The sequence below is a fragment of the Lentzea sp. NPDC058436 genome (genome assembly GCF_042721515.1).
Taxonomy (GTDB): Bacteria; Actinomycetota; Actinomycetes; order Mycobacteriales; family Pseudonocardiaceae; genus Lentzea.
The window spans coordinates 947,290-959,441 of record NZ_JBHXLF010000001.1 but is presented as its reverse complement, the minus strand read 5'-3'; the positions used below and the strand labels follow the sequence as shown (position 1 = coordinate 959,441).

At 72.0% G+C, this 12,152-nt stretch carries 14 protein-coding genes; 8 read left to right on the top strand and 6 right to left on the bottom strand.

What is annotated here, in order from left to right; translation table 11 throughout:
* The first annotated feature begins 21 nt into the window (after nt 1–21).
* From ACFWN2_RS03735 to ACFWN2_RS03700, 8 genes are all read left to right on the top strand, one after another.
* Nucleotides 22–1,005 (top strand): WxL protein peptidoglycan domain-containing protein, encoded by a 984-nt coding sequence (locus ACFWN2_RS03735; protein ID WP_382424721.1) that lies wholly within the window; start codon nt 22–24, stop codon nt 1,003–1,005.
* Nucleotides 1,005–2,066, top strand: coding sequence for a hemin ABC transporter substrate-binding protein (locus tag ACFWN2_RS03730; RefSeq protein ID WP_382424720.1), 1,062 nt, complete (start codon nt 1,005–1,007; stop codon nt 2,064–2,066). The genes ACFWN2_RS03735 and ACFWN2_RS03730 overlap by 1 nt, the downstream gene beginning before the upstream one ends.
* Nucleotides 2,063–3,121 (top strand): FecCD family ABC transporter permease, encoded by a 1,059-nt coding sequence (locus tag ACFWN2_RS03725; RefSeq protein ID WP_382424719.1) that lies wholly within the window; start codon nt 2,063–2,065, stop codon nt 3,119–3,121. Before ACFWN2_RS03730 ends, ACFWN2_RS03725 begins: the two co-directional genes overlap by 4 nt.
* Nucleotides 3,118–3,891 (top strand): heme ABC transporter ATP-binding protein, encoded by a 774-nt coding sequence (locus ACFWN2_RS03720; protein WP_382424718.1) that lies wholly within the window; start codon nt 3,118–3,120, stop codon nt 3,889–3,891. Before ACFWN2_RS03725 ends, ACFWN2_RS03720 begins: the two co-directional genes overlap by 4 nt.
* A 2-nt stretch (nt 3,892–3,893) precedes the next feature.
* Nucleotides 3,894–4,943, top strand: a complete 1,050-nt coding sequence (locus ACFWN2_RS03715) for a hypothetical protein (RefSeq protein WP_382424717.1) — start codon at nt 3,894–3,896, stop codon at nt 4,941–4,943.
* On the top strand, nt 4,940–5,902 hold the full coding sequence (locus tag ACFWN2_RS03710) for an HtaA domain-containing protein (RefSeq protein WP_382424716.1): 963 nt from the start codon (nt 4,940–4,942) through the stop codon (nt 5,900–5,902). The genes ACFWN2_RS03715 and ACFWN2_RS03710 overlap by 4 nt, the downstream gene beginning before the upstream one ends.
* 181 nt (nt 5,903–6,083) lie before the next feature.
* Complete coding sequence (locus ACFWN2_RS03705; protein WP_382424715.1) at nt 6,084–6,548, top strand: DUF5980 family protein; 465 nt, start codon at nt 6,084–6,086, stop codon at nt 6,546–6,548.
* A 118-nt stretch (nt 6,549–6,666) separates the two neighbouring features.
* Entirely contained in the window at nt 6,667–7,833 is a 1,167-nt protein-coding gene (locus ACFWN2_RS03700) for an ATP-binding protein (RefSeq protein ID WP_382424714.1), read from the top strand.
* Here ACFWN2_RS03700 and ACFWN2_RS03695 read toward each other — a convergent pair.
* The 6 genes from ACFWN2_RS03695 to ACFWN2_RS03670 form a co-directional block, all read right to left on the bottom strand.
* Nucleotides 7,796–8,167, bottom strand: coding sequence for a response regulator (locus ACFWN2_RS03695; RefSeq protein WP_382424713.1), 372 nt, complete (start codon nt 8,165–8,167; stop codon nt 7,796–7,798). The genes ACFWN2_RS03700 and ACFWN2_RS03695 overlap by 38 nt on opposite strands.
* Nucleotides 8,164–8,913 carry a response regulator transcription factor gene (locus ACFWN2_RS03690; RefSeq protein ID WP_382424712.1) on the bottom strand — a complete coding sequence of 250 codons (750 nt, stop codon included), beginning with the start codon at nt 8,911–8,913 and terminating at the stop codon, nt 8,164–8,166. Before ACFWN2_RS03690 ends, ACFWN2_RS03695 begins: the two co-directional genes overlap by 4 nt.
* Complete coding sequence (locus tag ACFWN2_RS03685; RefSeq protein ID WP_382424711.1) at nt 8,910–9,425, bottom strand: signal peptidase I; 516 nt, start codon at nt 9,423–9,425, stop codon at nt 8,910–8,912. Before ACFWN2_RS03685 ends, ACFWN2_RS03690 begins: the two co-directional genes overlap by 4 nt.
* 11 nt (nt 9,426–9,436) lie before the next feature.
* The gene (locus tag ACFWN2_RS03680) at nt 9,437–9,952 is read right to left on the bottom strand and encodes a hypothetical protein (RefSeq protein ID WP_382424710.1); all 516 of its coding nucleotides are present in this window, start codon (nt 9,950–9,952) and stop codon (nt 9,437–9,439) included.
* A gap of 23 nt (nt 9,953–9,975) precedes the next feature.
* Nucleotides 9,976–10,629, bottom strand: coding sequence for a TasA family protein (locus tag ACFWN2_RS03675; protein WP_382424709.1), 654 nt, complete (start codon nt 10,627–10,629; stop codon nt 9,976–9,978).
* A gap of 210 nt (nt 10,630–10,839) precedes the next feature.
* Nucleotides 10,840–12,150, bottom strand: coding sequence for an alpha-lytic protease prodomain-containing protein (locus ACFWN2_RS03670; protein ID WP_382424708.1), 1,311 nt, complete (start codon nt 12,148–12,150; stop codon nt 10,840–10,842).
* Nucleotides 12,151–12,152: the final 2 nt, after the last annotated feature.

Here is a 12,152-nt window from a genome sequence, read left to right as displayed (position 1 = left end):
CTTCTCCCGACTGGACTCGCCATGCTTCGTCTCCTCGCCACGTGCGCCGCGGTCGTGCTGGCACTTCTCGGCCTGCCCGGCACCTCCCACGCCCAGAACGTCACCTGGGGTGTCCGGCCGGCCGACTCGGCGCTGGGCGAGAAACGACCGAACTTCTCGTACTCCGTCGTCCCCGGTGCCGTGCTCACCGACGCGCTTGCCGTGAGCAACCACGAGAAGCGCGCACTCACGTTCGCCGTGTACGCCGCCGACGCGTTCACCACCTCGTCGGGACAACTGGACCTCAAGGCGGCAGGGGAACCGTCGACCGGCGCGGGCTCGTGGGTCGCCTTCGACTCACCGGCCGTGACCGTCCAAGCAGGACAGACGGTCGCCGTGCCGTTCACCGTGAAGGTTCCCGCCGACGCCACGCCGGGAGACCACAGCGGCGGGGTGATCACCTCGATCAGGGTGGAGGCCGAGTCCGGCATCACCGTCGACCGGCGGCTGGGGTCGAGGATGCACCTGCGGGTCGCGGGAACGCTCGCCCCCTCCGTCGAGATCCGGGACGTCGCGGTCCACTACGACGGCACGCCGAACCCGGTCGGCAAGGGCACCGCGCGGGTCGAGTACACCGTGGTCAACACCGGCAACGTCCGGCTGACCGCCGCCCACTCCGTGCGCCTTCGCGGGATGTTCGGCTGGTTCGCCGCCGACGCGCGGATCGATCCGATCCCGGAACTCCTTCCCGGCGAGAGCGTCGTCAGGACGGCCTCCGCCGCGATGCCGCCCTCGGGCAGGGTGTCGGCCGCGATCACCGTGACACCGGCCGTCGCGGGTGGAGCCGAACTGGAGCCGGTGACCGCGACGCCGGGCACGCTCGCGCTGCCCTGGTCCGCCGCCGTCTGCCTGCTTCTCGTCGTCTGCCTCGTGCTCGCACTCCGCGCTCGCGCCAAGTCCCTTGCGGCACTGGAACAACAACGGATCGACGCGGCGGTCGCCGCCGCGCTGAAGAAGGAAGCCTGATGCGCGCCCTGTCGCTCGTCGCACTGGTCCTGCTCGCCGCGTGTTCGAGCCCACCGGGCGGCGCGCGCGACGCGGCGAGCCTGGCCGGTGACCGTCCTCCGCTGTCGGAGCTCACCCCGATCGCCGACCCCCGGACCCATGAGGGACCGACGACGGCTTTGGTCGCGAACAACGACATCGTCCCGGTCGAGCGGCCAACGCCGGCGCTTCCCGTGACGGTCACCGACAACCAGGACACGAAGGTCACGGTCACCTCGGCCGATCGCATCCTGGCCCTGGACATCTCCGGCACGCTGTCCGCCACGGTCTTCGGGCTGGGACTGGGAGACCGCGTGGTGGGCAGGGACACCTCGACCGGTTTCCTCTCCGCCCGGCACCTCCCCCTGGTCACCGTGAACGGCCACCAGCTCAACGCCGAGGCGCTGATGAGCCTGCGCCCCACCGTCGTGCTCACCGACACCACCCTCGGGCCGTGGGACGCGGTGCTGCAACTGCGTGACGCGGGAGTTCCCGTCGTCGTCCTCGACCCCAAACGCAGCCTGGAGACCAACGCGCCCATCGTGCGCACCGTCGCCGAGGCGCTCGGCGTGCCCGCCACCGGCGAGAAACTGGTGCGGCGCATGGAATCCGAGATCACCGCCACCATCGCCCAGATCGACCGGCTCGCACCGGACGAGCAGGAGCGCAAGCCCAGGGTGGCGTTCCTCTACCTGCGCGGTCAGGCGGGCATCTACTACCTGTTCGGCAAGGGGTCGGGTGCCGACGCGCTGATCCAGTCCCTCGGCGCGGTCGACGTCGCCACCGAGGTCGGCCTGGAGGGCATGCGGCCGATCAACCCCGAGGCCCTCGCCAAGGCGAAACCGGACGTGATCCTGATGATGACCGGTGGCCTGAAGTCCGTGGGCGGGGTCGAGAACATGCAGTCCGTGCCCGGTGTGGCGCAAACCCCTGCCGCGCAACGCAAGCGGTTCGTCGACATGGACGACACCGTCGTGCTCGGGTTCGGACCCCAGACCGCCGCCGTGCTCGACGGCCTGGCCAGGGCTCTGTACGCGCCATGACCACCGACATCGCCGTCCGACTCGGCAACGCGCGCAAACACCGCCGCACCAAGGTGATCGCGTTGTTCACCGGACTGACCGCCGCGCTCGTGGTCGTGTCGATCGCGTCGGCGGGAGCCGGCCAGTACGGGATGCCGGTGACGGACGTACTGCGCGCGCTCACCGGCCAGGAGCTGGCCGACCCGTACGCGCAGGGCGTGCTGTGGTCGGTCCGCTTCCCGCGCGTCGTCATGTCGCTCCTGGTGGGCGCGACGCTCGGCGTCTGCGGGGCGTTGATGCAGGGAACGTTCGGCAACCCCCTGGCCGAACCCGGTGTCGTCGGGGTGGCCTCCGGCGCGGCGGTCGGGGCCTGCGTGTCGATCGTGTTCGGCCTGACGTTCCTCGGCGCCTTCACCACTCCGGGCATCGCGTTCGTCACCGGGCTGATCACCACCCTGTCGGTCTACGCGCTCTCGCGCTCGAACGGCAGAACCGGCACCGTGTCGATGATCCTCACCGGCGTCGCCGTCAACGCGGTGGCGGGAGCGCTCGTCGCCCTGCTCATGTTCGTCGGTGACCAGTCGGCGCGCGAGCAGATCGTGTTCTGGCAACTGGGTTCCGTCGCGGGCGCGCGGTGGCCCTACGTCTGGGTCGTGCTCCCGCTCGCCGCGGTCACCGCGCTCGTCGCCCTCGTCACCGCCCGCCGACTCGACCTGCTCTCCCTCGGCGACAGGCAGGCGAGGCACCTCGGCGTGAACGTCGAGCGGGTGCGCCTGGTCGTCACCTGCGCGGTGGCGGTCGGGGTGTCCGCCGCCGTGTCCTACGCCGGCATCATCGCGTTCGTCGGCCTGGTCGTGCCGCACCTGGTGCGCATCGTGATGGGACCGGGTCACGTGGTGCTCGTGCCCGCGAGTCTGCTGGGCGGTGCGGTCCTGCTCGCCTGCGCCGACCTGCTCGCGCGCACCGTCGTGTCCTACGCGGACCTGCCCATCGGCATGGTCACCGCGCTGGTGGGCGGTCCGTTCTTCTTCTGGCTGCTGCGCAGGACCAGGACGACGGCGGGAGGGTGGGCGTGATCACCGCGGTGGACGTCAGCGTGCGGATCGGGCACAGCCTGCTGGTCGACCGGGTGTCCCTCCAGCTGCACGCGGGCGAGATCCTCGTCCTGGTGGGGCCGAACGGAGCGGGCAAGTCGACGCTGCTGGCCGCGATGGCGGGCGACCTGCCACCGTCCACAGGGGACGTCCTGCTCGACGGGATGTCCCTCACGAGGTGGCGCACCGTCGAGGCGGCGCGACGCAGAGCCGTGCTGCCCCAGCACAACCCTGTCGCGTTCCCGTTCGACGTCCGCTCGGTCGTCGAGATGGGCAGGGCTCCCTGGCACGGCACGCCCGAGGAGGACGAGGACGACGACGCCGTCACGACCGCGTTGCGGGACACCGGGGTCGAGCACCTGTCGGACCGCGCCCACCCGACGTTGTCCGGCGGGGAGCAGGCGCGGGTCGCGCTGGCCCGAGTGCTCGCGCAGCGCACCCCGGTGCTGCTGCTGGACGAACCGACGGCAGCGCTGGACGTGCGGCACCAGGAACTGGTGCTCTCCCTCGCCCGTCGCCGGGCGCGTGACGGTGGCGCGGTGCTGGTCGTGCTGCACGATCTGACCCTGGCGGCGGCGCACGCCGACCGCGTGGCGGTCCTCGACGGCGGCGCCCTCGTCGCGGCCGGTCCGCCGCAGGACGTCTGCACGGCCGAGTTGCTCAGTGACGTCTACCGCCATCCGGTCGAGGTCTTCCCGCACCCGCGCACAGGGATGCCCGTCGTACTGCCCGTGCGCTCCAGAGAGGAATGACGATGTCCCGCACAGCAAGAGCTTTGAGCGCTCTGGCCGTGACCGGTGCGGCCCTGTCCGCACTGCCTCCGGCCACCGCCGTCGCTGCGGCGAGGGTGAGCCTGTCGGTGTCCACCGCCGACCCCGACTACGCCACCGCCGTGACCGTGCGCGGCACCGGCTTCCAGTCCGTGGCCAAGGCGCACGGCGGGGTCTACGTCCTGATCGGCTGGGTCTCCGACGGCGCGTGGCAACCGAGCAAGGGTGGTGCGGCCGGCTCGACCTACCGGTACGTCCAGGACAGCGAGGCGAAGGACAACCGGGGCTACCAGCGGTTCGTGGCCTTCCCCGGCAGCGACACCGCGTCCAGCGCCAACGGAGGCACCGTCGGCGCCGACGGGTCGTGGAGCGCGGAGATGATCATTCCGGGCGCCCGGTTCCGCGCGGTGGACCGCGCCGGCAACACCAGCGAGGTCGACTGCACCAGGGTGACGTGCGGCATCATCACCATCGGCGCGCACGGCGTGGTCAACCCCAACAACGAGACCTTCACGCCGATCCGGTTCGCCGCGCCCGGTCCCCCGGCCGCGAACCCACCTGCTCCCACTGCCGCTCAGGCGCCACCTCCGCAGCAGGGCACCCCGGCGGCGCAACCGGCGCGCGCGGCGACGCTGACGGCGGCGGCGGGCGTGGTCGCGGCGGGCGGGACCGTCACGGTGACGGGCGCCGGCTTCGCCGCCGACGAACAGATCACCGTGACGCTGGGCGCCTCGAAGCTCTTCCTCGCCCCCGCGAAGTCCGACGCGGCCGGAACGGTGAACCACACCGCGACGATCCCCGCCGACGTCACCGCGGGCGCGCACACGATCGAGCTCACCGGTGCCTCGTCCGGCGCGACCGGCTCGGTGCCGCTGACGGTGACGGCGGCGGCCGGGGAGAAGACCCCCCAGGCCTCGGCACCCGCTCCGCCCTCCGAGGGCTTCGACTGGCGGTGGGCGGCGGGCATCGGTGGTGCCGCGCTGGTCGGTGCCGCCATCCTGTTGGTGCGCAAGCGGAAGAAGGTCCGGTCATGAGCATCGCCGCAGTCGCGGGCCTGGTCTTCCTGGCCGCACAGGGTCCCGTGACCGACGTACCGGTCACAACGACCACGGTCACGACGACCAGTGCGTCCGCCCCGGTGACCGCCAGGACGACCAGTCCGCCCGTCACCACCACGACCACCTCCGCCGGTTGCGCGCTCACCTCCGCCAACGTGCGCAACGGCGAACTGCTCTGGGGCCTGAAGAAGAGCTTCCGGCAGTACGTGGGCGTCGGTCTGGGCGGTGCCACCGGCAACTCGATCACCGCGTCGGACGGGGCCTCCGTCACGAACCTGGACGAGGTGGTGATCGACGGCGTTCCCAACCCCAGAGGCGTTCCCACCGGGGCGTACCGCTTCTCGTTCGACTCCGCCGACTACACCTCACCGAGCCGGTTCACCGCGAAGTTCCGCGGCACGGTCGCCCTCGCCTACCCGAGCCACTTCTTCACCCTGCTGGTCTCGAACCCGCAGGTGTCCACTTCGGACGGAACGACGGTGCTGCGCGCCGACGTGGAGCTGCGGACCCAGCCCGGTGCTCCCGCGAACCCGGTCGACCTCCCCGGGGTGGAACTGGGCAAGCTCACCGCGCCGGCGGCCACCCCCTCCGGCGGACTGCTCACCTGGTCGTCGGTCCCGGTCACCCTGGCGAACTCGGAGGCGTTCGCCGGCTTCTACCAGACAGGAACCGATCTCGACCCGCTGACGATGCGCCTCGGTGCCGACTGCGCGGACACCCCGCCACCGCCGCCGACCGCGACGGTCACTCCCCCGCCGGCGTCGAGCGGCGAGGATCTCATTCCGCAGGCCCGGTTCCGCCCCTCCGACGGCACTCCGGCACTCGCGGCCACGGGTGCCGACATCGAACACGGTCTGTGGGCAGGTGTCGTCATCGTCCTGAGTGGACTCGCCCTGGTGCTGGCGGCCTACCGGCCCCGCGCGCACCGGCGGTGACGTCCGGACGGGTGCGCGACCACCACGGTAGGCGGGGTTGACATCGCCGACGCCTGCGCGTTCGATCAGGAACGCCTTGCGCCGCAACAACTCCGACTGGTCTCAGAAGGCTCTGAGATCAGGTCGCTAGCGTGGACCGGAACGTGTTCGCGCCAGTCTCCGGAGGGGTTCGGTGAAAGTGATGTCCCGGATCGTCAGATCGGTGCTCGCCCTGGCCTCAGCGCTCCTGCTGTCCCTGGTCGGCACATCCGCCGTCGCGTCGGCGCACACCCGGACGTGGCAACTGGAGCAGTTCGACAGGACCAGCCGGATGTGCGTTCTGCACAGCAACGACGGGAGGACCCACTCCTCCTACTTCATCTTCGTGGTGAGCGGGAAGTGGACCACCGACCTCAAGTACGGGATGCGCGACCTGCCTCCCGGCTGGACCGCCACCGAGGCCCACCTCCCGCCGGGCTCCAACCTCCACCGCCCTGACGGCTCGATCGTCGTCAACGGGTTCGTCGGCGTGCAAGGGCCCACATCGGTGCCGATGACGACCTACCACGCGCACATCTGGGTGTCGGACGGGATCGTGACCCAAACCCTCCCCACCGACATCGTCGTCTCCACCGAGTCCTGGGTGGACTGCATGAGCCGGGCCTGAGTTCCCCTGCCGGGCGTCAGAAAAGCCGCGTTGGCACGCATCCGGCCACTCCGTGCCCGTGTCCCCCGATGGTGTCAACGACGTGCGGCGCCGTCCTCGCCGCGCGGATACTCGAAGCGTGATCAGCGACGCGTGGGACGCCGAGATCAGCAGGGTGGCGGCGGTGCGCGGGACCGGTGTGCTGGACACTCCCGCCGAGGAGCGGTTCGACCGGATCACCCGCACCGCACGCCGTCTGCTGCACGCGCCGATCGCGTTGGTGTCGTTGGTGGACCTCGACCGGCAGTGGTTCAAGTCGGCCGCGGGACTGGATGCCGCGCAGACGCCGCGCAGCGAGTCGTTCTGCTCGTACGCGCTCGACGTGCCCGAGGTCATGGAGGTGCCCGACGCGCTCGACGACCCTCGGTTCGCGACCAACCCGATGGTGCTGGGGCCGCCCCACATCCGGTTCTACGCCGGGAAGCCGATCGCCGCGGCGTCCGGGCACCTGATCGGCACTTTGTGCGTGCTCGACGAACGGCCGCGCAGGCTGACGCCGGACGAGCGGGAGCTGTTGAACGACCTGGCGGCGTGGGCGGAGCTGGAGTGCCAGGCCGGGGCGGCAGGGGATCTGGTCGCGGTCGCCAGTCACGAGCTGCGGACGCCGCTGACGTCGGTGCACGGATCGCTGGAGCTGCTGGAGTCGGGGCGGTTCGGGTCGCTGCCGCCGCAGGCGGAACGGCTCGTGGAGATCGCCGTGCGCAACACCGACCGGCTGGTGCGGCTGACGAACGACCTGATGGACCTCACGCTCACGCGTCGCGGCACGCTGCCGTTGCGGATCGGTGAGGTGGGGCTGGCGTCCGTGACGGAGCAGGCCTTCTGCTCGGTCGCGGAGACCGCGCGCCGGGCCGGGGTGCGGTTGACGGAAACGGGCCCGGACGTGGTGGTGCGCGGTGACTCGGACAGGTTGGTGCAGGTGCTGACGAACCTGCTGGCGAACGCCGTGAAGGTGTCCTGCCCGGACACCGCGGTCGAGGTCGTGCGCGAGACCGGAGCGTTGACCGCGCTGGTGCACGTGCGCGACGAGGGACCCGGAATCCCGCAGGACCAGGTCGACCACGTCTTCGAACCGTTCGTGCGGCTCGCGGCCGGTGTGCGCAGCGACGCCAAGGGCGCGGGGCTAGGGCTGGCCATCACCCGCGGGATCGTGACCGCGCACGGGGGCACCGTCGCCGTGACGGAGACGTCGGCCGCGGGCACGACCTTCACACTGGAGCTGCCGCTGGCGGTGCCCCGGGACTGACCAGAGCCTCCACCTGCGCCGCCAGGAGCATCGGGTCGAACGGTTTCGGCAGCACCGGTCCCGGCAGGTCCTCGACGTCGGCCGAGGCGGTGAGGAACACGACCGCGACGGCCGTATCGGGGTCGGCGAGCAGTGCTCTGGCGGTCTGCCTGCCGTCCATGCCGGGCATGTCCACGTCCAGGAGCACGACGTCGACACCTCCCCCGGAGCACAGGCGCACCGCCTCCTCGCCGGACGCCGCGGTGGTGACGTCCCAGCCGGTGGTGAGCAGCGACAGCACGACCAGCTCGCGGATGTCCGGTTCGTCGTCGACGACGAGCACCCGGCGCGTCACAGGTTCTTCCAGTTCATCCGGTAGCCGACGCCGCGGACCGTGCTGATCAGGTCGGGTGCGCCCGCGGTGGCGAGCTTGCGGCGCAGGTTCGACAGGTGCACGTCGACGGCGTGGTCGTCGGCGAGCCACGCCTCGCCCCACGCACGCGAGCGCAGCTGGTCGCGCGTGCGGATCTGGCGCGGGTTCTCGCTGATGGCGGCGAGCAGCTCGAACTCGATGCGGGTGACGGGCACCGGTTCGCCGCGCACGAGCACCTCGCGGGTGTCGAGGTCGACCTCGACGGGCCCGAGCGTGCGGCGCTGGTGCGGCACCTCGGGCGCGGACGGGCCGCCGCGCGGGCGCCGGAGCATCACCTGCACGCGTGCGGTCAGCTCACGCGGGGAGAACGGCTTGGTCATGTAGTCGTCGGCGCCGCTGGTCAGGCCGACCAGCTTGTCGACCTCGTCGGCACGGCCGGTCAGCATGATCACGTAGGCCGACGTGAACTGGCGCAGCCGACGGCACACCTCGAACCCGTCGAGGTCCGGGAGGTTCAGGTCGAGCACGACGACGTCCGGCACCCAGTGCCGGGCGGCGCGCAGGCCCTCCTCGCCGTCCGCCGCGACGCGCACGTCGAACCTCGCGTCGGCGAGCGCCAGCTCGATCACGTAGCTGATCTCCGGGGTGTCCTCGACGACGAGGATCTTCGCGGCGGCCATCCCGTCCATTGTGGAGCGGTAGGCCGGGCGCGGCAGGACGGGCGTCACCGCGGGTCCCGGTAGATCAGGCGGCGCATGCCCAGCAGCACCGCGCCGCCGATCAGCACGATCAACCCGATCCGCACGCCCGAGTCCTGGCCCAGGAGCGCGATCCGGCCCACGACCGGCACGTTCCCGACGGCGACCGGCACGGTGGGCGAGGTGATGCGCAACGTCTGCGGGTCGGCCGCCTCGTTCGCGTCCCCCTTCGTCCGCACCACGGGTTCACCCGAACGTGTGGTCAGTTCGACGACGCGGTGGGCGTACCGCTCCCCCGCCACGTCCGGGCGGGGCAGCACCACGACGTCGCCCACGCTGAGGTCCGCCACCGGCACCGCACGGGTGACGAGCAGGTCACCCGGCGCGAAGGCGGGTTCCATGCTGGGCGACAGCACCGGCGAGAACCCGATCCTGCCCAGCACGACGACCAGCGCACCCGCGACCGCGGCCACGGCGAGCGCGGCCAGCAGCGCGCCGGACACGACACCGCGCACGGGCTTCTTGTTCGTGGTGATCGTCATGGGGGTTCCGTTCACGAGGTGGCGCGAGCTTGGGAACGAGCGACGGACACGGACAGGGCGACCGTGCCGTTGAGGGCGGGCGGCAGGGTGAGCCGCACGGAGACGGTGCCCCCGACCGCGACCGGCAGCGCGGCCGCCCCGGACAGGGTCACCGGGGTGCCGGTGCAGGTGTTGGTGGCCGCCTGCCACACGCCGTTCACGCACGCCGTGGCGGCGGGCGCGCCCAGGAGGAACCCGGAGGTCGTCAGCGCGTAGGTCTGGGCGGCGAGCGGGAGGGTGCCGGTGTTGCGGACGCTCCCGTAGAGGTAGGTCGTGGCGACGCTGGAGTAGTTGGTGCTCCAGGCACTCCCGGTCAGGACCGTCCCGTCCGGACGGACGAGCGTCGCCGCCCACCGCGCGGTGCCGGCCTGGGAGGTCGCGACGGCGTCCGCGTCCGCCTCGGCGTGCGCGGTGCCGGTGAGGGCGCAGGCCGCGAGGACGACGCCGAGCACCGCGCAGAGGCGGGCGGGGAACGAGGTCGTCGTCATCGCGGTCCGTCGTCCTTCGCTGCTCAGGAGTTGGTGGTGGCGGCGTTGCGCTGGGTCTCGTTGAACGTGTAGGTGAGCGACACCGACTGGCCCTGCACGGTGGCCGCGGGCGCCACTCCGTTCACCGTGGTCTCGGTCTGGTCGGGCAGCTGGACCGACACCTGCAGGCGAGTCACGCCGCCGCTCGCGAGGCTGCCCGGCACCAGCGGCACGGCGGATCCCAGGCCGGACAACGGCGTGGCGGCGAGCAGGCTGGTGGCCGTCCCTCCGGTGCAGACACCGCTGCTCGGGTTCCAGGTGCCGCCGGTGCACTGCCAGATCGAGACCCGCAGCGCCTTCGAGGTGGCACCGTCGGTGACGAGCGGGGCCGACCCGGTCGCCGCGACCTGGAGGGTCAGGGCCTGCCCGTCGAGCGAGCCGCCGTTGGTCAGGTCGACGTAGCGGTTGACCGTGTCGCCGGGCGCGAGGTTGGTGATGTTCTGCGAGAAGCCGGCGCCGTTGTTGGCCATCGTCAGCTTCAGCGTGCCGGAGGTGACCTGCTCGGGCGTCGTGTTGGTCGCGGTGGCGGACAACGTCGCCCACACGCCGGTGCCCATGGCGACGAGCGTCGCGGTCCCGACGGCGGCGAAGGCGAGCGGACGCCAGGCGGAACGGCGGTCGGCGTGGTGCTTGGTCATCTGCGGTGCTCCCGGTGGTCTCCGCGCCTGCCCCGTGTGGTGGCGCTGGCACAAGACTGCGGGGGCTTTCTCAGGGCACGCTCCGCGTTTCCTCTGGCGAACCTCAAGATTGCGCAGCGGCCGCCGGCTCGTCGATCGCGTGAGCGGAACACCCAGGTCAGCGGCCCCCGACGACAGAAGTCGCCGGGGGCCGGTGAGACGGTGGCGCCGTCAGAGCCGCTGCCAGAGGGCGGGGGTGTTCGGCGGCTCCCAGCCGGGGACAGAGGTGTGCGGCTGGATGACGCGGTAGGACGCGCCGTCGTAGGTGACCTGGGCGCCGCTGCCGTAGTTGGTGTACGGGGCCCACGAACCGCTGCCGGGCGGCGTGGTCGTGGTCGTGCTGGTCGGCGGGGTGGTCGTGGTCGGACCGGCCGAGGTCACCAGGCGCAGGTTGTAGGCCTGCAGGATCTCGGTCACCGGCTGGAAGTAGATGGTGCCGCCGGTCTGGCAGTTGCCGGAACCGCCGGAGGTGACGCCCTGGGCCTGGTCGCCGGTCAGCCACGAGCCGCCGGAGTCGCCGGGCTCGGCGCACGCGTTGGTGCGGGTGAGGCCGGTGATGGTGCCCTCGGGGTAGGTGACCGAGGCGTTCTTCTGCTGGACGGTGCCGCAGCGCCAGCCGGTGGTGGAGCCGGAGCGGCAGACCGAGGAGCCGACCGGGGACTCCTGGGAGCCCGCGACCGGGACGGTGCCGGGGTAGCGGTTGACCAGGGCGCGCGGGGTGTTGCCCGCGTCGGTGCGGACCCAGGCGTAGTCGTTGCCGGGGAAGCTGCTGCCCTGGATGGTGCCGCCGGGGTTGGAGGTGCGGCCGCCCGCGGCACCGCAGTGGCCCGCGGTGACGAAGCCGCCCTCGACGGCGAAGCCGATGGAGCAGCGGCCGCCACCGGGCAGGCCGTAGGCGTTGCCGCCGATGACGTCGATCAACGGCCGCGGGTTCTCCGTGCTGGCCTCGACGGTGACGATGTCGCCTCGCAGTCCTGCGTCAGCCGCCCACGCCTTGGCCTGCGCCTCGCCGCCGGAGCGGGCGAGCACGACGACCTTGTTGGCGCGCACGTCGACGTACCAGCCGGGGACGGCGCCGGGCGCGGTGGTGGACTTGGCGTCCAGACTGGACTTCGCGCTGTCCAAAGTGGACGCGCTGTGCTTCGCCGTGGTGGCGCTGGCGCCGCGCGAGCGGACCGCGCTCGCGAGCGCCGGGTCGGTGACCGCCACGGTGAGGGTGTGGCCGGTGCCGTCCAGCCAGGACCCGGCGTACGCCGGGCCGAGGCGCGACTTCAGCGCGGCGTCGGTCTGGGCCGCGACCTTCTCCGCGTCGAGGCGTTCCCGCGCCTGGTCCGAGGAGATGCCGAGGTCACGGGCCATGGCGGCCAGCAGGGCGGGGTCTGCCGTGCCGGACGCGGTGGCGCTGGACGTCAGCGCCACCGCGACGGTCAGCCCGGCCCCCGTGAGCGCCGCTATGGCGGCGGCGATGAGCTTGCGGTTCATGT

Excerpts from the sequence above, each read along its gene's own strand:
- ACFWN2_RS03735 (WP_382424721.1), top strand. The coding sequence starts at position 22 with ATGCTTCGTCTCCTCGCCACGTGCGCCGCGGTCGTGCTGGCACTTCTC.
- ACFWN2_RS03730 (WP_382424720.1), top strand. The coding sequence starts at position 1,005 with ATGCGCGCCCTGTCGCTCGTCGCACTGGTCCTGCTCGCCGCGTGTTCG.
- ACFWN2_RS03725 (WP_382424719.1), top strand. The coding sequence starts at position 2,063 with ATGACCACCGACATCGCCGTCCGACTCGGCAACGCGCGCAAACACCGC.
- ACFWN2_RS03715 (WP_382424717.1), top strand. The coding sequence starts at position 3,894 with ATGTCCCGCACAGCAAGAGCTTTGAGCGCTCTGGCCGTGACCGGTGCG.
- ACFWN2_RS03710 (WP_382424716.1), top strand. The coding sequence starts at position 4,940 with ATGAGCATCGCCGCAGTCGCGGGCCTGGTCTTCCTGGCCGCACAGGGT.
- ACFWN2_RS03705 (WP_382424715.1), top strand. The coding sequence starts at position 6,084 with ATGTCCCGGATCGTCAGATCGGTGCTCGCCCTGGCCTCAGCGCTCCTG.
- ACFWN2_RS03685 (WP_382424711.1), bottom strand. The coding sequence starts at position 9,425 with ATGACGATCACCACGAACAAGAAGCCCGTGCGCGGTGTCGTGTCCGGC.
- ACFWN2_RS03680 (WP_382424710.1), bottom strand. The coding sequence starts at position 9,952 with ATGACGACGACCTCGTTCCCCGCCCGCCTCTGCGCGGTGCTCGGCGTC.
- ACFWN2_RS03675 (WP_382424709.1), bottom strand. The coding sequence starts at position 10,629 with ATGACCAAGCACCACGCCGACCGCCGTTCCGCCTGGCGTCCGCTCGCC.
- ACFWN2_RS03670 (WP_382424708.1), bottom strand. The coding sequence starts at position 12,150 with ATGAACCGCAAGCTCATCGCCGCCGCCATAGCGGCGCTCACGGGGGCC.